At 71.6% G+C, this 22,720-nt stretch carries 23 protein-coding genes and 2 pseudogenes; 15 read left to right on the top strand and 10 right to left on the bottom strand.

Going from position 1 to position 22,720, the window contains the following annotated elements; genetic code table 11:
- Positions 1 to 84: 84 nt before the first annotated feature.
- From GA0070616_RS18305 to GA0070616_RS28920, 3 genes and pseudogenes are all read right to left on the bottom strand, one after another.
- Positions 85 to 1,009: pseudogene (locus GA0070616_RS18305) on the bottom strand (phosphotransferase family protein).
- Positions 1,010 to 1,059: 50 nt separating this feature from the next.
- Positions 1,060 to 1,599 carry a GNAT family N-acetyltransferase gene (locus tag GA0070616_RS18310; RefSeq protein ID WP_091084131.1) on the bottom strand — a complete coding sequence of 180 codons (540 nt, stop codon included), beginning with the start codon at positions 1,597 to 1,599 and terminating at the stop codon, positions 1,060 to 1,062.
- Entirely contained in the window at positions 1,596 to 3,065 is a 1,470-nt protein-coding gene (locus GA0070616_RS28920) for an NsdA family TPR-like regulatory protein (RefSeq protein ID WP_245712816.1), read from the bottom strand. The genes GA0070616_RS18310 and GA0070616_RS28920 overlap by 4 nt, the downstream gene beginning before the upstream one ends.
- Before the next feature lie 166 nt (positions 3,066 to 3,231).
- Here GA0070616_RS28920 and GA0070616_RS18320 point away from each other — a divergent pair, with 166 nt between their 5' ends.
- The 5 genes from GA0070616_RS18320 (at position 3,232) to GA0070616_RS18340 (ending at position 6,886) form a co-directional block, all read left to right on the top strand.
- Entirely contained in the window at positions 3,232 to 3,687 is a 456-nt protein-coding gene (locus tag GA0070616_RS18320) for a glycine-rich domain-containing protein (RefSeq protein ID WP_091084136.1), read from the top strand.
- A 63-nt stretch (positions 3,688 to 3,750) separates the two neighbouring features.
- Positions 3,751 to 4,569 (top strand): hypothetical protein, encoded by an 819-nt coding sequence (locus tag GA0070616_RS18325; protein WP_091084141.1) that lies wholly within the window; start codon positions 3,751 to 3,753, stop codon positions 4,567 to 4,569.
- Between the two features lie 105 nt (positions 4,570 to 4,674).
- Complete coding sequence (locus GA0070616_RS18330; protein ID WP_139128938.1) at positions 4,675 to 5,304, top strand: hypothetical protein; 630 nt, start codon at positions 4,675 to 4,677, stop codon at positions 5,302 to 5,304.
- A gap of 107 nt (positions 5,305 to 5,411) precedes the next feature.
- Entirely contained in the window at positions 5,412 to 5,987 is a 576-nt protein-coding gene (locus GA0070616_RS18335) for a type IV toxin-antitoxin system AbiEi family antitoxin domain-containing protein (RefSeq protein ID WP_245712817.1), read from the top strand.
- Positions 5,984 to 6,886, top strand: a complete 903-nt coding sequence (locus GA0070616_RS18340; protein WP_091084148.1) for a nucleotidyl transferase AbiEii/AbiGii toxin family protein — start codon at positions 5,984 to 5,986, stop codon at positions 6,884 to 6,886. Before GA0070616_RS18335 ends, GA0070616_RS18340 begins: the two co-directional genes overlap by 4 nt.
- Positions 6,887 to 7,124: 238 nt before the next feature.
- Here the strand turns inward: GA0070616_RS18340 and GA0070616_RS18345 are convergent, their stop codons facing one another.
- Together GA0070616_RS18345 and GA0070616_RS18350 are read right to left on the bottom strand one after the other, a co-directional pair.
- Entirely contained in the window at positions 7,125 to 8,048 is a 924-nt protein-coding gene (locus GA0070616_RS18345; RefSeq protein ID WP_245712818.1) for a phosphotransferase, read from the bottom strand.
- A complete protein-coding gene (locus GA0070616_RS18350; protein ID WP_483819051.1) occupies positions 8,045 to 9,520 on the bottom strand; it encodes a helix-turn-helix domain-containing protein in 1,476 nt (491 codons plus the stop codon). The genes GA0070616_RS18345 and GA0070616_RS18350 overlap by 4 nt, the downstream gene beginning before the upstream one ends.
- Positions 9,521 to 9,749: 229 nt before the next feature.
- Here GA0070616_RS18350 and GA0070616_RS18355 point away from each other — a divergent pair, with 229 nt between their 5' ends.
- From GA0070616_RS18355 to GA0070616_RS18380, 6 genes are all read left to right on the top strand, one after another.
- A complete protein-coding gene (locus GA0070616_RS18355; protein ID WP_245712820.1) occupies positions 9,750 to 10,145 on the top strand; it encodes a VOC family protein in 396 nt (131 codons plus the stop codon).
- A gap of 256 nt (positions 10,146 to 10,401) precedes the next feature.
- Positions 10,402 to 10,704, top strand: coding sequence for a hypothetical protein (locus tag GA0070616_RS18360; RefSeq protein ID WP_245712821.1), 303 nt, complete (start codon positions 10,402 to 10,404; stop codon positions 10,702 to 10,704).
- Positions 10,701 to 10,994 (top strand): globin family protein, encoded by a 294-nt coding sequence (locus tag GA0070616_RS18365; protein ID WP_091084156.1) that lies wholly within the window; start codon positions 10,701 to 10,703, stop codon positions 10,992 to 10,994. The genes GA0070616_RS18360 and GA0070616_RS18365 overlap by 4 nt, the downstream gene beginning before the upstream one ends.
- Positions 10,991 to 12,055 (top strand): oxidoreductase, encoded by a 1,065-nt coding sequence (locus tag GA0070616_RS18370; protein WP_091084161.1) that lies wholly within the window; start codon positions 10,991 to 10,993, stop codon positions 12,053 to 12,055. The genes GA0070616_RS18365 and GA0070616_RS18370 overlap by 4 nt, the downstream gene beginning before the upstream one ends.
- A complete protein-coding gene (locus tag GA0070616_RS27715) occupies positions 12,055 to 12,387 on the top strand; it encodes a DivIVA domain-containing protein (protein WP_139128939.1) in 333 nt (110 codons plus the stop codon). Before GA0070616_RS18370 ends, GA0070616_RS27715 begins: the two co-directional genes overlap by 1 nt.
- A gap of 245 nt (positions 12,388 to 12,632) precedes the next feature.
- Entirely contained in the window at positions 12,633 to 13,118 is a 486-nt protein-coding gene (locus GA0070616_RS18380) for a hypothetical protein (protein WP_091084164.1), read from the top strand.
- A 59-nt stretch (positions 13,119 to 13,177) separates the two neighbouring features.
- Here GA0070616_RS18380 and GA0070616_RS18385 read toward each other — a convergent pair whose 3' ends face one another.
- Positions 13,178 to 15,763, bottom strand: a complete 2,586-nt coding sequence (locus tag GA0070616_RS18385; protein WP_091084168.1) for a hypothetical protein — start codon at positions 15,761 to 15,763, stop codon at positions 13,178 to 13,180.
- A 244-nt stretch (positions 15,764 to 16,007) separates the two neighbouring features.
- On the opposite strand from GA0070616_RS18385, the gene GA0070616_RS18390 reads away from it, so the two are divergent.
- A complete protein-coding gene (locus tag GA0070616_RS18390; RefSeq protein WP_281188186.1) occupies positions 16,008 to 16,934 on the top strand; it encodes an S-4TM family putative pore-forming effector in 927 nt (308 codons plus the stop codon).
- A gap of 58 nt (positions 16,935 to 16,992) precedes the next feature.
- Here the strand turns inward: GA0070616_RS18390 and GA0070616_RS18395 are convergent.
- Positions 16,993 to 17,843, bottom strand: a pseudogene (locus GA0070616_RS18395) (aldo/keto reductase).
- Positions 17,844 to 18,056: 213 nt separating this feature from the next.
- Between GA0070616_RS18395 and GA0070616_RS18400 the strand changes: the two are divergent.
- The 3 genes from GA0070616_RS18400 (at position 18,057) to GA0070616_RS18410 (ending at position 20,180) form a co-directional block, all read left to right on the top strand.
- A complete protein-coding gene (locus GA0070616_RS18400) occupies positions 18,057 to 18,566 on the top strand; it encodes an ArsR/SmtB family transcription factor (RefSeq protein ID WP_245712822.1) in 510 nt (169 codons plus the stop codon).
- A 142-nt stretch (positions 18,567 to 18,708) separates the two neighbouring features.
- A complete protein-coding gene (locus tag GA0070616_RS18405) occupies positions 18,709 to 19,899 on the top strand; it encodes a serine hydrolase domain-containing protein (protein ID WP_091084179.1) in 1,191 nt (396 codons plus the stop codon).
- Positions 19,863 to 20,180, top strand: a complete 318-nt coding sequence (locus GA0070616_RS18410) for a hypothetical protein (RefSeq protein ID WP_139128941.1) — start codon at positions 19,863 to 19,865, stop codon at positions 20,178 to 20,180. The genes GA0070616_RS18405 and GA0070616_RS18410 overlap by 37 nt, the downstream gene beginning before the upstream one ends.
- A gap of 99 nt (positions 20,181 to 20,279) precedes the next feature.
- On the opposite strand, the gene GA0070616_RS18415 is transcribed toward GA0070616_RS18410, so the two are convergent.
- From GA0070616_RS18415 to GA0070616_RS18425, 3 genes are read right to left on the bottom strand one after another with little or no spacing between them, the layout of a single operon-like run.
- Entirely contained in the window at positions 20,280 to 20,996 is a 717-nt protein-coding gene (locus GA0070616_RS18415; RefSeq protein ID WP_091084186.1) for a YqeB family protein, read from the bottom strand.
- The gene (locus GA0070616_RS18420) at positions 20,996 to 21,778 is read right to left on the bottom strand and encodes an ABC transporter permease (protein ID WP_091084189.1); all 783 of its coding nucleotides are present in this window, start codon (positions 21,776 to 21,778) and stop codon (positions 20,996 to 20,998) included. The genes GA0070616_RS18415 and GA0070616_RS18420 overlap by 1 nt, the downstream gene beginning before the upstream one ends.
- Positions 21,775 to 22,671, bottom strand: a complete 897-nt coding sequence (locus GA0070616_RS18425; RefSeq protein ID WP_091084194.1) for an ABC transporter ATP-binding protein — start codon at positions 22,669 to 22,671, stop codon at positions 21,775 to 21,777. Before GA0070616_RS18425 ends, GA0070616_RS18420 begins: the two co-directional genes overlap by 4 nt.
- Positions 22,672 to 22,720: the final 49 nt, after the last annotated feature.

The raw sequence follows: 22,720 nt of genomic DNA on the forward strand, positions 1-22,720 counted from the left end.
GACGGTCAGCGCGCTGGGTGGCCGCAGCACACGGTTGCTGACGCACCGCTTGAATCGGGGTGGGCAGAAGACCAGCGTGGGCACTCAAGGCTGTCGTTCCCGATCGGAGTCGGTCAGGTCAGCGAAGGGCGTCCAGCGTGCCCCCGTGATCATCCTGTTGCACCGACCGGAGGCGGGTGGCGAATTCGGCAGCGACGGCCGGTGAACCGGCCAGGAGCGGTACGGCGGCGACGATCATCTTCAGCTCACGAGCCTCGCGTAGCAGTGGCCAGGACGGGTCGGTGGTGACATCGGAGCCGTAGGCAGCCGCCAAGGCGCGGTGCCCGTTCGCGACTCCGAATCTGGCCTCTCCCACGGCAACCGCCACCAGGTCGACCTGCCACGGCCCAACACACGTGGCGTCGAAGTCGCACAGGACGGCCCGCCCCGAGGGGTCGCGTAGCAGGTTGCCGACGTACGCGTCGCCGTGCACCAGTTGCCCGGTGGCGCGCTCGGCGAGGGCTTCGACCCGTGTCTCCAGGCGGTCACACCAGTCGGCCAGGTAGTTGCGGTCGCGTCCGTTGAGACCTTCGGCGTCGACAAGGCGGCGCCGTGCGTCGCTGATCGGATCCCATCGCGGGAGGGCCAACGGTGGGACGTCGAGTGCGTGGAACTCCCGCAGCACCGAGCCGAGTTCTTGCACCGTCGGCGCAGGTGACCGTGGCGGAACGTACGCCCACACCGAGGCGGCCAGGTTCCCAACTTCGATCGGCTGCTCGACGCCCGGTGCCAGGCGGATCGTCGGTGCGTCGATCTTCTCGAACCAGCGTCCGAGCTGAACGACCTTCGTCACCCGTTCGCTAAGCCGATGGGTGCGCCCGATCCGGATGACGATGCCCTGTCGGGGCAGGGCGAAGACAGCGTTGTTGGTCAACCGCAGCAACTGCGCACCCTGCGAAGGGACGCCCAGGACGGCGGCGACCTGCCGCATGGCCGCCGTCATCGCCTCCTCGGAGAACCGTCCACTCATCTGGCTGCCGCAGCGTCAGCGGTGAGACGGCGCTCGGAGGGCGGCTCCCGTCATGGAAGGTGCTTCACCATGACGGCGAAGGTGGGGGAGCCGTCCCACGAGGGCGTGAGGTGGGTGATCTCCTGCCAGCCCCATGAGCGGTACGCCGCCTGAGCAGCCGTGTTGTCCGGTCGGACGAGCAGAGTCGCCCGAGTTTCGGGACGGCTCCCCACCAACTCGTCATGCAGCGCTCGGGCAACACCTTGCCGACGCCACTCGCTCCCTACCATCAGCTCGCTGATGGCGAAGGTCCGCTTTCCGTCCTCCGCAGTGAAGTCGACCGAAACCGGCTCCTGGATGCCGTTCCACCAACCGGTGTCCGGCGCCAGCGGAAACCCGTAGATGTAGCCGATCAACTGGCCATCCGTCGTGGCCGTCACCAGCGTCCACCCGTCGCGCTGCCGGTGTGCCCCCAGCTGCCGGCGGTAGCGATCTTCGCTGTAGAACTCGCCGGCGTCTGCGTAGACCTCCAGGTAGAGCGCCACCAGCCGATCGGTGATGCCTTCGGCCTGCGCGGCGTCGTAGCGCTCAAGGCGCAGGTCGTCCCTCACAGCGTCACCTGCTGGTCGTACGCGTCGATGAACTCCCGGACCGCGAGGGTGGAGGATGCGTTTCTCCCCATGTTGGCCCTGATCTGCCCGAGATGCCGCGTCACCCGCTGCGAGCTGATCTGCCTCACCTCCGGTAGGACGGCCAGCGCCATGCGCGCGGCCTGGTTGACGTCGCCCTGCCGGTACGTGGCCTCCGCGAGATGCACCGAGTAGGAGACCTGGTTGCGCCGAAGCTGGGTCGACGGGTTCTCCGTGGCGAGGCGGTGCGCCTCCGCCGCACGACCCGGGTTGCCGAGCGAGAGGTAGCAAGAACCTCGAATGGAGTGCATCTCCTGGACGTTCACGAAGTGCACGAACCCCTGGTCGTCCTCATGCGCGCCATGATCCAACTCGCGGCGGGCCTTGGCGATCTCCCGTTCGAACCCGCCCGAATCTCTCAGCACGGAAAACGCGTGAGCCCGGCGCAGGTGAAGGAGCGCCTTCAGCCGAGGCGTTCCCCAGCCGGCGGACACCCGAAGCGCCGCCTCGGCGCAGTCCAGCGACTCACGCGGCTGGGTGTCACGCACGAGCAGGGAGAGCTGGGCCAGCGCCCGTGCCTCGACCCGGGGATCGTCGGCGATGCGCGCCCTCGTGATCGCCTCGTTGAGGTAGGGCCGTGCCTCAGCTCTGCGCCCGGAATCGATCGCCAGCCACGCGGCCTCGATCGAGAGGTCCGCTATCGCGCTCTGGAGTGCTTCCCCGACCTCCCGGCCGTACCGCGCCTTCTCGGCCCACGCGGCCAACCGGGCGTGGACCTTGATCGCGACGTCGCAGAGTTCGTTGGCGCCGACTGCGGCGTCGGTCTGCCTGAGCTGCTCCACCAGCGTGCTGGTGAGGCGCACGTGTTCCATGCCGATCGCCGGAGCGGCGTCCGCAGGTGCCGTCAGAAGGCCCAGGTGGTCGCCGGCCGTGAGCCCCGCCAGGGCGGCCAGCACGGTGAACTGTCGGCGGTCCGTGGTGACCACCTCCTCATTCGACTCCTCGACAACGATAGACGGCACTGCCGGTCGCGCATCGGTGCCGCCGCTTCCGGAGGGAAGCTGGAACCACAGCAGGTGCGCCGGAACTCGCAGGAGCTGCGCCCAGTGCGTCAGACGGTCCAGGTGCACCAGGGGTGGCCCATTCTCGACCCGGCTCAGCTGGGCCTGCGTGATCCCCAGCCATCCCGCCACGACGGTTTGAGGCAATGCGCTCCGGCCGTGGTACGGATGGCACCGGTACGCCCGGATCACCCGTCCGAGGTGCCGTTCCGCCAACGCCCGCCGGAGCGGCTCGTGCTTCCAGAAGGTCGCCGGCACCGTCGGTGGCGCGCTTAGCCGGTCGCGTTCGGCGGCCTGGCACGGTGCACAGCGTCCGCTGTCGTTGTCGCGGGCCAGCCGTCCCCCGCATCGGGGGCAGTTCGCATGTGTCACCGGCAACCTCGCCATGCGCAGGTGGCTCCGTCCATTCCGACTCGTCGAGCCTAACCATTGAAGCCGCTCCGCGGCTGCCCGGTATACGCAGCGCGCATACCGACCAACCTCGCGGCGTCATCCGACCGCGATGGACCGAGCCGGAGCCTGGGGTGCAGACCTACCTCAGGGAAGGAGCCCCATGCTGGCGACCGTCGCTGCACAGACCGGCCGTGCCCTCGTACCCGATGCGCTCTTCGACCGGTTGACCGCCCGCATCGCCCGCGACCATCCGGAACTGGCCGCGGACCTGCCCGCCAGGATCGTGGACCAGGCGCTGGCGTTCCTCGCCGCCTGCGCCGTCACCGCTGAGCCGATCGGCCCGTCGAAGCTGGTCGACATCGGCTGGCACACGTTCATCCTCCACACCCGCGACTACGCCGACTTCTGCCACCGGCTCGCCGGTCGCTACATCCACCACCAGCCCGAGCCCACCCCCGACGACGAGCGCCCCGAACCGATCGGCGCACCGATCTCCCGCACCGTTGCGGCGATCCGGGCCGCCGGCCTCGCCGTCGATCCCGCGCTCTGGACCACAAGCGGCGCGGCCGAATGCTCGCAGTGCCATGCCGGCTGCCACGACAGTCCCAAGACGTAGCACGGCTGACCAGCGGATCCGGGCGTAAACTGCCCGGGTCCGCTCGCCACCGGGAGACACCGCATGCCGCGCCGCCACTGGAACGAGCTTCCCGACGCGGTACGCCGTGAGGTCGAGCGGCACACCGGACGGGTCCACGCGTCGTACGCGATCCCGACCGGTGCCTCCTGCGACGTCGCCGCCACCCTCGACACGGCTACCGGGCGGGTCTTCTGCAAGGGTGGCGAGGCCGACGCGCCGACCGCCTGGCTGTATCGCAACGAGGCACGCCTGAACCCGTGGCTGCCGGCCGTCGCACCCCGCCTGCGCTGGACCGTCGATTGCGAGGGGTGGCTGCTCCTCGGCTTCGCGTACGCGGCCGGCCGCCACCCCGACCTGGCTCCCGGCTCGCCCGACCTGGCCCCGCTCGCCGATCTCCTCGGCGACCTGAGCCGCCGGCTCACGCCCGGCCCGCTCGTCGAGGTGCCCCGCTTCACGCACCGGTGGGGCGCTCTCATCGCTCCCAAGCTGGTCGACGGAGACACACTCCTGCACACCGACATGACGCCCCGGAACTTCCTGCTCAGCGAGGGTCAGCCTGGTGATGTCTTGCTGGTCGACTGGTCCGGGCCAGCCCGTGGGGCCGCCTGGATCGACAGCGCGTTCCTGCTGCACCGGCTGATCCGCGCCGGCCACACCCCGGCCGCTGCCGAGGAATGGGCCGCGCGGGTGCCCGTCTACGCCCGAGCGCCCGAACCCGCGGTGACCGCCTTTGCCGACGCCCTGGTCCGCCTGTGGCAACGCAAGCAGCGCAACGCGCCGGCACCCCACCACGGGCCGCTTCTCGACGCTGCCCGCCGCTGGGCGGCCTACCGACAGCGCTTCATCGGTGGGGCAGCTTGACAGCCTCGAACAACCAGCGGCTCTCACTGCCACCCATCAACGACCGCCCGGCAAGGAGGGCTTCAGGCAAGGCTGCAGCTCGTCGCCGACGTCTACAGTGGCCAGATGGCCAATGCTCGAGTTGATCGGACCGCCCCGGCGCTGGCCCCAGCGGGCCTCGAAGCGGAGATGCGCGCTGACCCGAAGAAGCAGGAGAAGTTCGCCAGGCTGGCGGCCGATCCCTACTTCGCGCAGGTCGTCTCGGCCAACCAGGCGTACCTCCGGGCTGCCGTGCCCCACCCGGCGGCGACCGAACGCGATCACTGGGCCTTGTCCTGCTTGCCTGGCACCAACGGGGGACGTCGGTTCTCGACCGTGAACATGATGCGGATGGAGGTCTTCGTCCTGTTTCGGCACGAGGAGCCCGAGGATGACACCGCCGTACACGGGTTCGTGGTGGTGCGCGAATCAGTCCTGCGCCGGTACGCCCACTCGGGGCAGGGCATCGAGGAACTCAACCCGAACCTGACCTTCGATCGGAGTCGGCCCTACCAGGATGCTGGTGACGACCAGGTCAGGATCTGGGGTTGGTACGACCAGCTGATCGCCGCTCTCGCCGAGGAGCCGTTCGCCGTCGCCGCCCGGGAACTGGCGGCCTCGCTCCTGACGGGTGTCACCAACAACGCCCGGCACCACAACTACCAGCTCGCCGACCAGGTGCTCGGCCGGGCGGTGCTGCCTCTCCAGGCGGGTTGAACGGCTCGGCGAGACGCGTGAGGCGGTGCAAGGAAATCCGCAACAGGTGGTGGCAACGTGTATAGAGTTTCCCTGTGGGGTTGAGGGAGGAATCGGAGCCTGAGGGCGTGCTACTTGGCATGCTCCCAACCACCTTCACCTACTCCGAAGCCCTGCAAGCTGGCCTCTCCGAGTGGCAGCTGTACCAGCTGCGGGATCAAGGACTCATCGAACCCGTTGGTCGAGGTCTCTACCGGCGCCATGACGCCGAGACAGCGGATCTTGATCTGATTGAGGTCGTCCGTCGGGCGCCGCCGGCCACGCTGTGCCTGACTTCCGCCCTGGCCCGGCACGGTCTCACTGACGAGATCCCCTCCCGCATCGATGTCGCACTGCCTCGCGGGCGGCATCGGCCCAGCACCCTCGCGCCGGTCGCCTGGCACTCGTTCGACCCGGCCACGTTTGAGATCGGCCGCTCCGAGCTGCCGCTCGACTCGAACACCTCGATCGGGCTCTACGGCCCGGAACGCAGCATCATCGACGCCGTCCGCCTGCGTCATCGGGAAGGGCCGGAACTGGCGTACGCGGCGCTACGGCGTTGGCTGAGGCACCGCGATGCATCACCGTCACAACTGCTGACCATGGCTCGGCGGTTCCCCAAGGCTGAGCGGCCACTGCGAGAGGCACTGGAGATCCTGCTGTGACCGGACGTCCGACCCGCGCCACTGTCGCTGGCCGCGCCTACCTCGACCTCCAGAACCTCGCCCGCAGCACCGGGCGTCCCACCGATGAGCTGCACCAGGTCTATGCACTGGAAGGCTTCCTTGCCCGCCTGGCCCAATCTCCGTACGCGGACAATCTCGTTCTCAAGGGAGGTGTGCTGCTGGCCGCCTACGCCGCCCGCCGGCCGACCCGTGACGTAGATCTTCAGGGCCGATGGATCTCGAATGACAGCGATCAGGTTCTCGGCATCGTCTGCGACATCGCGGGCCGGCACCTCGATGACGGCCTGGTGTTCGACGTGCCGACCGCAACCGCGCAGACGATTCGGGACGACGACGTCTACGCGGGGGTGCGCGTCAGCCTCACCGGCCGTCTGTCCGCCGCGCGGCTGGCCTTTCACGTCGACGTCAACGTCGGCGATCCGATCTGGCCCGACCCGCAGCCGATCAAGCTGCCCCGGCTGCTCGACGGAGAGCTTTTGGTAACCGGGTATCCGCTTCCGATGGTGTACGCGGAGAAGCTGGTGACGGCGTTGCAGCGGGGCGAGGCAAACACCCGCTGGCGCGACTTCGCCGACGTTTATCTCCTGTCAGGTCGGCACGATGTCGACGGGGACGAGCTGGCGGCGGCTGTGCAGCGGGTCGCCGAGTATCGCGAGGTGACGCTCGAGCCGCTGAGCCGGGCCCTCGACGGCCTCGCCGCGCTCGCCCAGACACGGTGGGCGGCCTGGCGGCGCAAGCATCGTCTCGACGACCGCCTTCCGCAGGACTTCGACACGGTGTTGCAGCGGGTGTTCGCGCTCGCCGATCCGGCTGTGACCGGGGCCGCTGGCGGGCGCACCTGGGTCGCAGCATCCGCGGCCTGGGGGAAGGCCATATGACAGGCAGGCGCGGCTGTTCCAAACCACCCGCTGCGTCACCGCGCCGCGACTGGCAAGAGCTTGTCGATGCGGTACGCCGTGAGGTCGATACGCAGTCAGGGTTCGATCGCACCTACGGTCGTCGCCCATGCCTCGCTCGCGTCGAGCCTGCCCCGGCCCAGGCACGCCAGATTGATTGGCACCGTCTTGGGCATGCGGCCCGTCACCGCGCCGCTCGTTGGACCGGAGTGGGCAAAGTTCATAGCTGCCATTCCCGGTGCAAATCGGTCAGATCGGCGAAGGGTGTCCAGCGTGTCCCGTGGTCAGCCTGCTGCACCGACCGGAGGCGGGTGGCGAATTCGGCAGCGACGGCCGGTGAACCGGCCAGGAGCGGTACGGCGGCGACGATCATCTTCAGCTCACGAGCCTCGCGTAGCAGTGGCCAGGACGGGTCGGTGGTGACATCGGAGCCGTAGGCAGCCGCCAAGGTGCGGTGCGCGTTCGCGACTCCGAACCTGGCTTCTCCCACGGCAACCGCCACCAGGTCGACCTGCCACGGCCCGACGCACGTGGCGTCGAAATCGCACAAGACAGCCCGCCCCTGAGGATCGCGTAGCAGGTTGCCGACGTGCGCGTCGCCGTGGACCAGTTGTCCGGTGGCGCGCTCGGCGAGGGCTTCGACCCGCGTTTCCAGGCGGTCACACCAGTGCGCCAGGTAGTCGCGGTCGCGTCCGTCGAGACCCTCAGCGTCGACAAGTCGGCGCCGTGCGTCGGCGATCGGATCCCACCGCGGGAGAGGAAGAGGTGGGACGTCGAGTGCGTGGAACTCACGCAGCACCGAGCCGAGTTCTTGCACCGTCGGAGCAGGTGACTGTGGCGGAAGATATGTCCACACCGAGGCGGCTAGGTCCCCAACTTCGATCGGCTGCTCGACATTCGGTGCCAAGCGTATTGTCGGCGCGTCGACCTTCTCGAACCAGCGTCCGAGCTGGACGACCTTTGTCATCCGGTCGCGGAGCCGATGGGTACGCCCGATCCGGATGACGATGCCCTGTCGGGGCAGGGCGAAGACAGCGTTGTTGGTCAACCGCAGCAACTGCGCATCCTCCGACGGAACGCCCAGGACGGCGGCGACCTCCCGCATGGCCGCCGTCATCGCCTCCTCGGAGAACCGTCCACTCATCTGGCCGCCACAGCGTCAGCGGTGAGACGGCGCTCGAACTCGGCAACCTGCGGGAGCCCTCGGTGTCGTCCCAGGTCGCGGCGCAGGTTGACAACCCGATCGATCACCCGCTTGGAGCTCATCGTTCGCGCCTGCTCCACTACGCGGGCACCTACCGCAAGTGCCTGCTCGGGCTCGTCGGCGAGGAACAACGCGCTGCACAGGCCAACCTCGTTGAGAACCGTGCTCCGAACGTTCGCCGGTCCGAAGGCGGCGATTGCGTCCTGGACCCAGCGAACTGCCTCGGGCGCGTGTTTGCTGTCCTGCCGGGCCTTGTCCCGGTAGACGCGGCCGTACTGGGCGAACAACTCCCCACGGTCGTAGAAGGCCAACCAGCCCGGCTCGCGTTCGCTGCTGATCCGCTCGAAATGATCGCTCGCCTTGCCGAGGGTGGCCACGGCGGCCCGGTGGTCGCCGAGTGCCGCGACGGAGGCGGCTTCCGCACCCCAGAGCAGGGCCTTGATCGCCGGGGTGGCGTGTGACCCGAGCTGCGCGTGAGCGAGTTGCAGAGTCGCGAGTGCGTCCCGGTTGTGTCGGAGGTGTTGAAGCTGTTTGGCCTGAGAGTATCGGATCATTGCGGCCAGTAGACCGTCCTCAGCGGTCAGCGCAGCCCGCTCGCCTGCGACGAAGTGCCGCTGCGCGTCATGGTGGCGACCCGCGTCGAGTGCCGTCCAGCCGGCCAGTTGTCGGGCCGCCGCCACCGCCGCAACAAGGCGTGGAGTCAGCCCGGCCGGGTGCGACCAGTCGAGCATGCGGTACACCGACTCGGCGAACCGGGCCACCTCCTGGTAAAGCAGCCCGCCGCCGCATTCGTAGTCCACCGAGCGGTACAGCTCCAGCACGGCGTTCAGGCGAGTGACATCCGCAGCGCCGATCCTTCGAGCCTGAACGAGGCCCGTACCGCCGATGAGCCCCGCTCCGGCGGCGACGGCGGCGATACCGGCCAACAGCGCCCGCCGACCCTCGTCTGGTCCCGAAATCTGCTGGTCAGACACAGGGGCCACAGCTACAGCATTGTCCCTCATACGATGGACCCGGCCCGGAAGTGTGAACCACAGATGCTCCATGGGGATACGAAGCACCTGCGCCCAGTGCGTCAGTCGGTCCAAGTGCACCAGCGGAGGTCCGTTCTCCACCCGGCTCAGTTGCGCCTGCGTGATTCCCAGCCACCCCGCCACCACGGTCTGCGGCAACGCGGTCCGGCCGTGGTACGGATGGCACCGGTACGCCCGGATCACCCGCCCGAGGTGTCGCTCCGCCAACGCCCGCCGGACCGGCGCGTGCTCCCAGAAGGTCGCCGGCACCGTCGGCGGCGCACTCAACCGGTCACGCTCGGCGGCCTGGCACGGGGTGCAGCGTCCGCTGTCGTTGTCGCGGGCCAGCCGTCCCCCACACCGGGGGCAGTTCGCGTGTGTCACCGGCAACCTCGCCATGCGCAGGTGGCTCCGTCCATTTCGACTCGTCGAGCCTATCCATTGAAGCCGCTCCGTGGCGGCCCGGCATACGCAGCACGCATACCGACGATGCTCCCGCCGTCAATCACCGCACGGCAGCCGGGCTGGCAGGCTCAGCGGCCAGCCCGACCCGCGACGACCACAACCGACGGTTCCTGCCCGCATGGCGATCTGCCGTCCCTGGCGCGGTGCCGCCTACGCTGCCAGGGTGCAGATCGACCTGGTGGCGCTGATCGTCGAGGAGTACGACCCGGCGATCGAGTTCTTCACCGAGACGCTCGGCTTCGAGCTCATCGAGGACTCCCCATCGCTGACCAACGACGGGCGACCCAAGCGATGGGTGGTCGTCCGGCCGCCGGGCGCGCAGACCGGGATTCTGCTCGCCCGCGCCGACGGGGAACACCAGCGCGCGGCTGTCGGCAACCAGGCGGCCGGCCGGGTCGGCTTCTTCCTGCGCGTTGACGACTTCGACGGCGTATACCAGCGGATGGCCGGGGCCGGCGTCACCTTCGTCCGCCCACCGCGCACCGAGCCCTACGGCCGGGTCGCGGTCTTCCTCGACATCGCCGGCAACCGATGGGATCTGCTCGGGCCCGCGGATTGAACTGCGGCTCGCCAGCGGTGCACCGCGCGGCGGTGCGGCTGCAGAGGCGCCACACTCGCTGAGTAGTTGGCGCGATACGCCCCGTGTATCGCCAAAACGATCATCACGGCATCACCACACCCCGGCACAACCGCGAGAGTCGGCGCATGGCCAGGGGCGGGTGCTGGGCTCCGGGGCCGCGTCGACCCGAACGACGCAGCCCCGACCCCGCCCGCTCCGGCGCCACTCCAAAAGACCCAGAACCCCGGAGCCGCGCATGCCCACCCGGCTCGACAACGTCCCGGTCCACACGCCCGTCACCGACAACGTCCCGGCCCACACGCCCGTCACCGACGACTTTCCCGTCCTCATGCCCGTCACCGACGAGGATCTCGCCCTCGCCGTCCGGGCCGTCCGCACCCACGCACCGGAGAGCTGGCCGGAGGGCGAGCTCTGCCGCAGCGAACGCGTCCCGTACCCCTGCCGCCTCGCCCGCTGGGGCAGGGCCACGCTCGACGCCGCCGGCCTCACCGAGGCCCAGCTCGCCGACGGCAACCGGCACCCCGGCACCCCGGCATGACGGCTCCGGAGGTGGTGACCCGTTGGCTGCGGCTGGTGGTGGCGGACGCCGAGCTGTCGCCGTACCTCATCGGGGTCGATCTTGACCGGCTCGCCGCGCACCTGACGGCGAGCCTCGACGCGGCGCTCGGCGACGAGCCGGCGGCGGACGCGTGGCGCGGCCTGGGCCTGTCCGAGGCGCAGCACCGACGCGTCGTGGACTACCTGATCGGGGTGCTGTGGGCGCTGGACCTGCCCGACGACCGGATCGCGCGGGTGCGGCGGGCGTTCGCCGGCGAGGTGGACGCGTGACCCTCACCGCCGCCTGGGAGGCGGCCGTGGGAAGGATCGTCGGCGATGCCTGGCGCACGCTGGAGGACCGTCGCCCCGGGCTGCTCCCCGAGCGGGACGCGCCGCTGCTCCTCGCTGCCCTCGGCCGGCTCACCGTCGGCGGCGACGACCCGGCCGGGCGGGCGGCGCTGCTGGCCGTGCTCGGCCGCGCGTACCGCCGCCACCGGCTGCTCCCGCACGCCGCCACCGTCGACGACGCCCTCCTGGCCGCCGTGGCCCGGCACGCCCGTCCACGGTGGACGCCGTCGCACACCGCCGCCTGGGAACGCGCCGGCCGCCGCGCCGCGCGGGCCGTGCGGCGCGCCGCCGGCCACGTCGGCGACGGCCCGGCCTGGTGGCCCGCCGAGGTGGTCGACCACGACCGGCCGTGCGACACGATCGCCATTCTGACCGTACGCCCGCGACGTCCCCTGCCCCACCGGCCCGGCCACGCCGTGCCGGTCTGCACGCCGCGCCACCCCGGCCGGTGGCGCTGGTTCTCCCCGGCGAACGCCCCACGCCCCGACGGCACCGTCGAGCTGCACGTCCGCGCCGTCGGCACCGTCTCCCGTAGCCTCGTCCACGAGGTACGCCCCGGCGAGCCCCTCTGGCTCGGCCCACCCTGCGACACGGGCCTGCGGCTCGAACCGCACTCCTCGGCGGACCTGCTGCTCGTGGCCGGCGGCACCGGGCTGGCGCCGCTGCGCGCCCTGGTCGAACAGGTCGCCCGCACCCGAGGGAGTCGACGGGTGACCCTGGTCGTCGGCACCCGTACCTTCGTCGAGCTGTACGACGCGATCACCCTCGACCGGCTCCAGAACGCCCACGACTGGCTGACCGTCGTGCCCGCCTTCAGCCACGACCCGTGCGCCGAGCCGATTGAGCGGGGCGACGCCCTCACCATCGCCCTCGACCATCACCACCCCGATCAGGACGTCCACCTCTGCGGTCCGCCGGCCATGCTGGCCGGTGCCCGACTGCGACTGCTCGCCGTCGGTGTCCCGGCCGACCGCATCCACCTGCCCGACATCCCCGGTCACTGATGGCCGTCTACCGAAGCCGGCACGCCCTTAGCGGCCACGCCCTCACCGGTCCTTTCCTGAACGGCCCGCTGACCCCCGACCGGATCGCCGCCGTCGAGCTGCCCCGAACCCGGCTCGGCCGTCGCGGCTACGAACCGGACGCCGTCCACGCCCTGCTGGAGCGCCTGGCCCACGAACTCCAGCACCGCGCCCGCCAACTCGACCTGGTTCGCGACGAGAACCGCCGCGTCAAACACGCCCTGCGCACCTGGCAGAGCGAGCGGTTCGAGGCGGCCGAAAGAGTCGGTTTCCGGTCAGGCGCGAGGCACTCGGTGCAACTTCCATGTAATTGACAGTCGGCAATAGGTAAAGCGCCCGAGCCTGCCCGATTGGCGCGTTGTCAATATGGCGGCAAGTAGCTCCACCTGCTCGAACTGGTGATCAGAGAAGTCCGGTCCATATGCTCGTTCCGGCGGGGGTCCACCCATTCCTCGCGCCGCACGACCCCGACTGACCCGGTCGTGGGTGTTCGTTCCGTCCGTTCCTGCGCGCCACCACCGCGAGGTGTCGAATGGTCAGTATCCATCCAATTCGTACAGTGCTCGCCGCCGCGCTCGTCTGGCTCCTGGTCGCCGTCTCGGCACCGGCCGCCGCGCGGGCGGCCCAGGGCGGCGACCAGACCACCGCCGACCGGTTGCTGGCGAACTACCTGGCGACTCATCCCGGCGGCACCGTGCTCAACGACAACGAGATCAGCTACGGCGACGGGACCTTCGTCGTGACGCTTCGCGCACCGGTGGGGACCCTCGGCGTCGCCGACTGCCCGTGGGGCTGGTACTGCTTCTACGAGTGGCCCAACTACGGGTATCCCCGGGGCCGGCTCTCCGACTGTGGCCGACAGAGCCTCGCCACCTGGAAGTGGCAGTTCCGGGTGGAGTCGGCGCACTACAACCTCTCCAGCGGCTCCGTCTCGTTCTACTACTACGACACCCGGCTCTTCGACGTCGGCACGAGCAGGCGGGTCAGCAGCGACGTCACCCCCTACCGCAACTGGGCCAACTACGTGGTGCGCCGCTGCGTGTGACGTCACGGTCGGTGGTCACCGCCCCGCGACGGCGAGGTGGCCCGAAGTCCGGGCCCCGGTCAGGCGCAGCGGGGGCCGTCGGTCGTGTCGGTCCGTGTCCTGGTCAGGAAGAGCTGGTAGCCGAGGGTCTGCTCGCCGGTGACCGAAGTCGTCTCGTGGCTGAGCAGTTCGCCGCTGGCCGGGTCGAACAGCAGCGTCTCGCGGCGGCCCTGGCTGTCGTCGGCGCTGAACGCCAGCCCCGGCCGGTCCGCCCGGTCCGGGTACGCGCCCCGGTACCGGATGCCCGGCGTCGCCGCCAGCTCGTACAGCAGCGCCGACCGCTGGCCCGGGTCGAGGAGGTGGTATCGGAAGAGCCGGCTGACGAGGTGCAACATCCCGGCGGTGCTGCGCAGTTCCGGCGGCAGCTCGCCCAGTTGCGCGGCAAGCTGTTCACGCAGTTCCGCGGGGTCCGCCGACGGCAACGACGGGATCTCCGTCAGGTCACCCTGCCGGTACCGGGACATCGTCGGGCCGGATGACCGGCGACCCTTCACGACCGGAGTGACCACCCGGCGGCCGGACAGCCGCGCGCTCCACCACAACTGCTCGTCCCGGTACCTCGCCGGGTCGATTCCGGGTGCCAGGTCGTTCGGCGACCAGATCCGCCGGCAGACGACGGTGTACGTCCCCGCGACGGGCGTGGGTCGCAGTCCCGCCACCATCAGCGCCAGGTCGGCGAGTCGTGCCGGCGCGTCGCTACCGCCCGGCGTTGCCGACGGCGGTGTCACGCCGGGCGGCGCACCGGTGGCCGGCGGCGCCGGCTCCTCGCCACGGTCCCGCACCGTGGCCGTCCCCACGGTCACCAGCGACGCCAAGGAGGCACCGCCCAGCAGGATCACCAGCAGGACCCGCAGCCGGGGCGCCAGCCGGGTCTGGGGTGGGGGCGGCGTACCCGGAAGCGACTCGCCCTCCACGGGCTGCCGGGGCCGCGGAATCGCCTGTGGGCTGCGGGCCACGGCGTGCCGGGGTTCCGATCGGATCCCACGCCGCTTCCCGCCACGCACGGTGGACCGACCTGTTCCGCCGACCCGGTCGGCACCGGCCGCGTTGCCGGTCGCCGTGCCGGGCAGGTCGCCGGTCACCGCGCCCGGCGCGTTGCCGGTCGGTGCGGCACCCTCGTGGAAGCGGGGGGTGTTGCCCTCCTCCGCCGGCCGGGCGGAAGACGACGTGGTCACCTCGTGCCACCATGCGGGAACGCCCCCGTCCGAGATGATCACCGGATCGAACGGCCACGGCGGTAGCCCGATGTCGACGGACTGCTTCGCCTGCTCGGGTCGCGCCCGGTCCAGGGGGCCGCCCCGGTTCTGCTGGCTCGGCTGCGGCCCCGTGCCTTCGAACCGCACCGACGGGTCGTTGCGGGTGCGTGACGGTCGGGTGGCCCCGGCCGACCCGACTGACGGCACGGCCGGCAGGGACTCCGCCGGGGGCGGGACGACGGTCGGCCGAAACTCCCGGCGGTACGCCTCCGCCGCGTGGGCGGCCAGTCGGAAGTACCAGGCCCGTCCCGCCGGCCCCGCGTCGTCGTACGTGCAGCAGATCAGGGCCTGGCTCGCCAGCGAGAGCAGGTACTGGGCCCGCCACTCCCCGCGCCAGTTGCCCTCGCTGGCAGCGGCCAGCCCCACCTGGTAGCAGGACCGGATCACGCCGGCGGGCAGCGGGGGCAGCCGGTCCGACGCCCGCTCGGCCGGGTCGATCAGCAGTGCCCGCAGCGCGTCGGCCTGGACGGTCGTCATCCCTGCCGCGATGTCGGGCAGGACGGCGTCCAGCATCAGGCTGACCAGGTCCCGGGTGAGAGGGGCGTCGGTGGCGAAGCGGTCGGTGTCCACCAGGCAGAACTTCGTGACCTCCACCCTGCCCCGGCGGGAGCACGGAAAGAGGACATTGCGGCTGTGCAGGTCTCCGTGCGACACCGCGCACAGCTGGTCGAGCGGGTCGTCGTGGAAGGGGGAGTGCGGCTCCGGCAGGCGGAGCGGGTTCGGGACCACCGTCCCGGTCGCCTCGTCGACGAGCCAGTCCGCGTCGAGGTCCCGCAGACCGAGCGCGCGGACCGATTCGCGTACGTCCACCAAGGCCCCGGCGTCGGTCAGTTCGCGACGCACGAACTCGCCGACGGTCGTCCGTCTCCTCCGTCGACCCTGTCGGTGCCAGCCGGACTGGATCCGGTCCAGGACGGTCCGGTAGGCGTCGATGAGCTGCTCGTCCTCCACCTCCGCGAGCGGGACGACCTGCTCCGCGCCGTGGGCGATGTCCTGGAACATCAGGTAGCGGCCGTCACCGACCGGGTGTCGTGGGTACGGCTGCCGGACCAGGTGACGTTCGGCGAATCCGGGGTCGACGTCCCGCGCCGCCGCGTGCCGGGCGGTCTCCCGGGCCGCCTCCCGGGAGGGCAGCACCTTGACGTACAACTGCGCGGCGTCCCGACCGTCGTGCCTCTCCACGATGACCGGAACGAGGTCGGCGTCGCTGCGCCCGCGCCGCCTCGCCGTGCGGGACGGCGGGCTCACGGTGACGCCGAGGCCGGCCGCCCAGTCCCGCAACGCGGCCGAGACTGTCGCATCCTGCACATACTCTTCGAACTCGTCGGCGGGACCGTCGCCCAAGCCCATCGTTGGACCTTCCACGAGTGGTGAAAGTGGACGCGGACGAGCGGGGGTGACTCGTCCGAATGAGGGATGCGCGGTGGGCGCGGAGGTCAAGCTACCTCAACTTTCGGGCGAACGCGGTATTTGTTCGTAGAAACTCTTTTACCTACTCAAAAGTAGCTAGTTGATCGCTTTGGGCGCGCGATTCGATGCTGTCGGTCACATCAAGCGTTCTGGATATAGAATCGTCACGGAACGGGAGGCTGACGTGACGGAGTGCACTGATTCCCTGCTCAGGCGCCAGAACGAGCCCGAGATGATGTCCCTTCTCCACGCGATGTCGGTCTGCCATTCGCGGGCGCAACGGCTCGACAACCTCCGGCTGGCCATCTCCGTGGCCATCGGTGCCGCCGGAGCGGTGGTCGCCCTGACCGGCGTGTCGGCCACCGCCGTCACCGCGGTGGGCGCCCTCTGGGCGGTCGCCAACGCGATCGGGCTCGGCACCTGGTCGCGGGGGCAGGTTCGCCGGGCAGCCGTCCTTCAGGAGATGTTCGACGTGCGGCTGTTCGGCCTGCCCTGGAACGCCGTGGCAGCCGGTGACCAGCTCGCACCGGAGGAGGTCAGCCGCCTCGACCGCGCCTACCGGGGCGGTGAGAAGTACCTCCGCGACTACTACGAGGTGCCGCCGCTGCCCCGACCGTACGACGTGCTCGCCTGTCAGCAGCAGAACCTCGGCTGGGGATCCCGGCTGCGGCGCCGCTACTCCTACGCGGTGCTCGCCGGGGTGGCCCTCTGGATGGGCGTCGGGGTCGTCTTCGCGGTGACCGCCGGCCTCACCGTGTCGCAACTGCTGGTGCAGTGGTTCGTACCGTCGCTCGGTGCTCTCCTGCTCGGTATGGAGATCTACCGGGGGCAGCGCGACGTCGCCGCCGAGCGCGAGCGTGCCCAGACCATCCTGCAACGCCGCGTCACCGCGGCCGTCCGGCACGGCGACGACCCGTCGACCGCACCGGACCTGCTGACCCTCGCCCGGCAGACCCAGGATCTGATCTTTCACAGTCGGCAGGGGCAGGCACGCGTACCCGACTGGTTCTTCCGGCGCTTCCACGCCGCCGACCGCGTCGACTTCCAGGCCGCGATGGCGAGCCTCGTCGACCTGCTGGGCACGCGCACCTCGGTCGCCCCCACCGACTGACGAGCGCCGCCGTGCTCCACGGCGGGCCGGAGCTGTGGCTGCGGTGCGCGGGGCTACGTCAGGCCGGAATGTAGTCGAAGGTGTCCGGGTGGGGTCCCTGCCGGCCCGCCTCGCCCCTGTCCAGGGCCGTGATCCGCGCCATCGTGGCCTCGTCCAGCTCGAAGTCGAAGACGCGGAAGTTCTCCTCGATCCGCGCGGGGTTGCTCGACTTCGGGAAGACGATGTCGCCGCGCTGCACGTGCCAGCGCAGCACCACCTGCGCCGCCGTCCGGTCGAGCTGGCGGGCGATGTCGACCACGGTCGGGTCGTCGAGCACCGCGCCCTGCGCGATCGGCGACCACGCCTGGGTGGGGATGCCGTGCTCCCGCCCGTACGCGCGCACCTGCTCGTTGCCGAAGTACGGGTGCACCTCGATCTGGTTGACCGCCGGCACGGTGTCCGTCTCGGCGGCCAGCCGCTCCAGGTGGGCGACCTGGAAGTTGGACACCCCGATGGAACGGGCGCGGCCGTCGGCCTTGAACTCCTCCAGCACCCGCCAGGTGGAGACGAAGTCGCCGTCGTACCGGGTCGGCAGCGGCCAGTGGATGAGGAACAGGTCGATGTGGTCCATCTTCAGCGCGTCGAGGGTCGACTCGAACGCCTTGCGGGCGTCGTCGGGCCGGTGGAAGCCGTTGTTGAGCTTGCTGGTGATGAAGACGTCCTCGCGCTTCAACCCGGAGGTGCGCACCGCCTGGCCGAACCGGCCTCGTTGCCGTACATCTCGGCGGTGTCGACGTGCCGGTAGCCGACGTCGAGGGCCCTGCGGACCGCGTCGACCGTGTCCGGGGGCTCGATCTGGTACACCCCGAAGCCCAACTGCGGGATGGTGTTGCCGTCGTTCAACCTGATGTCGGGGATCGTGTTCGCCATCTCATCCGCTTACCCGCCCGCAGCCGCTCGTCAACGCCAGGTGACCGGACTAACCGGGCGGGTCCGGTCCAGGACATCCGCCCGGGTCCGGCGGTGCCCGCCCGCGTCCGGTCCGGCGGCGTCCGCCCGCGTCCGACGGCGTCCGTTCGGGTCCGGCGGTGCCCGTCCGTCCGCCGTGTTGCACGGAAGTACGTACCTTCGTAGTATCGAATGATGGCGAGTGTGGAGGACCGACTGGCGGCGCTGGAGACGCAGGTCGCCGAGTTGACCGAACGAATCGCGACGGGAACTCCCGGCGAACCGCCGCCCACCGCGAGCGGCACGTTCTGGGCCCTCGACGGGCTCAAGCAGCGGCTGCCGCCCGGCAGTTCCGGCGCGGTGCTCTACACCGGCACGGTCCGCGTCGGCGAGCTCAACTACGACTGGCAGTACGGCCGCACCGTCGACGACCTGCTCGCCGACGACTGGTCGGGCCTGGCCCCGACCCTTGCCGCCCTGGCCCACCCCGTGCGGCTGCGGCTGCTGCGGGAGGTGCTCGGTGGCCGGCACGGCACCGGTGAACTCGCCGACATCGAGGAGTTGGGCACCACCGGCCAGCTCCACCACCACCTGCGCCAACTCGCCGCCGCCGGTTGGCTGCGCAGCTCCGGCCGGGGCCGCTGGGTCGTCCCCGCCGAACGCGTCGTGCCGTTGCTGGCCGTCCTCACCGCCATCGGCCGCTGACCCCACCGGCCGAGCGACGTACCTCGGAGGCGGTCCGGCCGCTGACCGCCACCCGTACCTGTCCGCCCGCCGGACGCCCACCGCCGCCGTCCACCGGCCCCGGTGACCTCTGGCCCCCTCGCTCCGACGGAAGGAACCCCTCATGCGTATGCCGACCGTCCTCACCGTCGTCGCCGGGCTCGTCGCCGGCCTCGTCGGGTTCGCCCTCATGCCCCGCGCGCCCCGGCTCGGCGCGCAGACCACCGGGGACGCCGACCTCGCCGGCACCGTCCGCGCGGCCGTGCCCGACCCGCAGGGCCACCGCGGTCTCGCCGTCGCCCTCGTCGAGGACGGCCGGGTCCGGGTCGCCGGCCTCGGTGACCGGAACCCCGCCGGCGGGCCGGTCGAGCCGGGCACCGCCTTCGAGATCGGCTCCGTCACGAAGGTCATGACCGGCATGCTGCTCGCCGACCAGGCCGCCGCCGGAGTCGTCCGTCCCGACGACCCGCTCGGCGTCACCTGGCCGGAGATGACCGGCCCCGCCCGCGACGTCACCCTCGCCGAGCTGTCCAGCCACCGGGCCGGCCTGCCGCGCCTCGCCTTCAGCACCCCCCTGCACTGGGTCCGGGTCCTGTGGGCCAACATCTCCGGCGGCAACCCCTACGCCGGGCAGGACGTGGCCGGCATCCGCGCCGCCGGCAACGACGTCGAGCCCGGCGACGGGCGGGGCACGGTCGACTACTCCAACCTCGGCCCCTCCCTGCTCGGCCACGCGCTCGCCGCGAAGGCCGGCGTCGCGTACCCCGAGCTGCTGCAACGCCGGCTGCTCGCGCCGCTGGGCATGACCGCCACCGTGATCGCCACCGACGACGGCGACCTGCCGGCGGGGCGCGCCCGGGGAGCGAAGGCCGGCGGCGGATCCCTCGACCCCTGGGTGAGCAGCGGGTACGCCCCGGCCGGCGTCGGCCCGTGGTCCACCGCCGAGGACCTGGCCCGGCTGGTCGGCGCGACCCTCGCCGGCACCGCCCCGGGCGCGGACGCCGCCACCGCCCGCTTCGACGACGAGGGGCACCGCCGCGTCGGGTACGGCTGGTTCACCACCCGCTACGCGGACCGCGAGATCGTCTGGCACAACGGCGCGACCAGCGGCTTCCGGTCCTACGTGGGCTTCGAACGGGCCACCGGCCGGGGGTGGTGGTGCTCGGCAACACCGACAAGGCCGTCGAGCCGATCGGGCTGCGGCTGCTCGGCGTACCGGAGAAGGAGGCCGGGTCGGGGGTGTCGGCGGTTCCGGTGTGGATCGGCGGCGGGCTCGCGGTGGCCTTCACCTTCCTCGGCGGGCTGGCGCTGCTGACGACCGCCCGCCGTCGGCAACTGGACCGGGTGACCGTGGTGCCGGCGGCGGTGTGGGCCTTCGTGTACCTCGGGCTGGGGCACCGGCTGGGGGACTGGTCGGTGGTTCCCGCCTGGCTGTGGCCCGTCGGCGTCGCCGTTTCGGCGGTCGGGGTGGCGTTGGCCGCGAACCGGTGGCGTGACCTGCCGACAATCGACGCGAAGGCGCGGTGGCGGCGGATGCTGTCGGTGGCCGGCTCCCTCGCGGTGGCCGCCGTGGCGGTGGCCTTCGTCGCCACCTGACGACGGCGCGGCCGGGCCACGGTGGACCCGGCGACGGCGCGCGGCGGACAGCGGCACGCGGCGGACGGGGTCGACCCGGGGGCTGACCGCGCGTCGCGGTCAGGGCTCCCCGGCGGGCGGATCGTCCGGCGGGGGCACCAGCCGCCAGTACTGGCGGCGGCGCGCGTCGCGGACCACCACCCCGAGGCGGCCCAGCTCGTCGCGCAGTTCCCGGGCCTCCCCGTGCCGGTCCCGCTCGACGGCCCGCTGCCGGGCCCGCAGCAACGCGTCAGCCCCGGGTGGCAGGCCGGGCAACTGTTCGACCCAGCGTCGGAACTCGTCCCGGTGCGGATCCTGCTCCGCCCAGGGGTGGTCGTGGGCCTGGAACGCGGCCCGCAGCCGCCGGGTGCTCAGGTCCGACGGTTCCCGGAACAGTTCCCGCCCGCCGTCGCCCACCAGCACCAGATCCGGACCGTCGCGGAACACCGCCCGCAGCCGCCCCCGGTCGACGTGCCACCGCAGGCCCTGCCTGCGCAGGTCCACCCCGGCGGGACCGACGGTGACGACGAGACGATCCCGGGTGCCGACGAGCGCGACCAACAGACCGACCAGGACGCCCACCACCGTCGCCCCGATGGTGGACTGCGGCTCGGGCGCCTCCGCCAGCAGCCGGAACGGACCCCACAGCGGCAGCCAGGAAAGCGCGGCGGCCCGATTCGTCGCCAGGGCGAGCAGCCAGCCGGCACCCGCGCCGAGCAGCGGGAAGCCGGCCCACATCACGACCAGCTCACCCACGCCACCGCCGACCCTGGTGGGGGACTTCGGCCCGCGTACCATCACACCACCTCGCGACGCAGTGTGCGCACCAGGCCGACGGCCAGCGGCACGACCAGCCACACCAGCAGGGACACCGCGAGCCGCCCCCACTGCCCGGCGGTCACCTCGGGGGTGAACAACGGCTCCGTGGTACGGGCGGTGTCCAACCATTCGGCGGGGCCGCGCAGCGGCCGGACGATCTCGCCGAGGATCGACCACCCGGTGGGCAGCAGCAGATAGCTCACGATCGCCAGCGGCGTGTTCAGCAACAGCAGGCCGAAGCCGGCACCCATCAGCACGCTCGCCACCTGGAACACGACGGCGTGCAGCAGCAACGCCGCGTCGAACCGCCAGGTGCCCGCGCCACCCGTCGCCCCTCCGACCAGCGTGCCCGCGGCGGCCACGACCAGGCTGGCCACCACCGACGCCACCGCCGCCAGCACCACCGCCGCGAGCTTCGCGGCGACCACCCGCTCCCGGCGGGGCACCAGGGCGAAGGTGGTCAGCGCGGTCCGCTGCGACCACTCGCTGGTGATCGACAGGATGCCGAGCACCGGCAGCAGCACCCCGACCGGCAGCAGCGACGGGAGGAAGAACCCGACGAAGGTCTGCTCCGCCTCCGGGGACCAGACGAGCTGGGCCACCACGATCACCACGACGGCCAGGCCGATGGTGGCCAGCAACCATCGGCCGGCCCGGGTGTCGACGAGCTTCCGCAGCTCCACCGCCGTGAGCCGGAGCAGCGACGGTCGCCGTACCACCGGGTGGTGTGCGGAGGCGACGGATCGCGTGCCGCCGGTCATCGGACGGCCTCCCGGGTCGGGGTGTCGGCGGTCAGGGTGAGGAAGAGCTGCTCCAGGCCGGCGCTGCCCGCCGGGCGCAGTTCGGTGAGCACGACCCCGGCGTCGACGGCGGCCCGGCCGACCACCTCCGCCGGGGCCCTGACCAGCAGCCCGTCGGTGCCGTCGGCGACGGTCAGGCCGGCGGAGTCCAGCGCCCCGCGCAGCGCCGCGGTGTCCCGGGCGCGGACCAGCGTGCCCCCGCCGGCCAGCAGCTCGTCCTTGTCGCCCTGTGCCACGAGCCGGCCGCCCCCGATGACCAACAGCCGGTCCGCGACCGCCTCCACCTCGCGCAGCAGGTGGGAGGAGAGCAGCACGGTGCCGCCCCGGTCGGCGAAGTCGCGCAGCAGGCCGCGCATCCAGAAGATCCCCTCCGGGTCCAGGCCGTTGGCCGGCTCGTCGAGGATCAGCACCCGGGGGTCGCCCAGCAGCGCCTGCGCCAGGCCGAGGCGCTGCCGCATCCCCAACGAGTACGCCCGCACCCGGCGACGCGCGGCGGTGGCGTCCAACCCGACCCGGCGCAGTGCCGGCAGCACCGCGTGCCGGTCGACCCCCATCGTGGCGGCGGCCACGGCCAGCGACTCCCGGCCGGTGCGCCCCGCGTGCTGCGCGGAGGCGTCCAGCAGCACCCCGACGACCCGGCCCGGACTGGGCAGCCGCCGGTACGGCAGCCCGTCGATGGTGGCTCCACCCGCGCTCGGCGGAGTGAGCCCGCAGATCATCCGCATGGTGGTGGACTTGCCGGCCCCGTTTGGGCCGAGGAACCCCGTCACCGTGCCCGGCGCACAGTGGAACGACACGTCATCGACGGCGGTGTGTCGTCCGTACCGTCTGGTGAGGTGTTCGACCGCGATCATGCCCGGTAGCCTGCCCCGGCCGCCCGGCTTGGCGCAGCGGCCGACGGGC

The sequence above is a fragment of the Micromonospora nigra genome (assembly GCF_900091585.1).
GTDB classification, from domain to species: domain Bacteria; phylum Actinomycetota; class Actinomycetes; order Mycobacteriales; family Micromonosporaceae; genus Micromonospora; species Micromonospora nigra.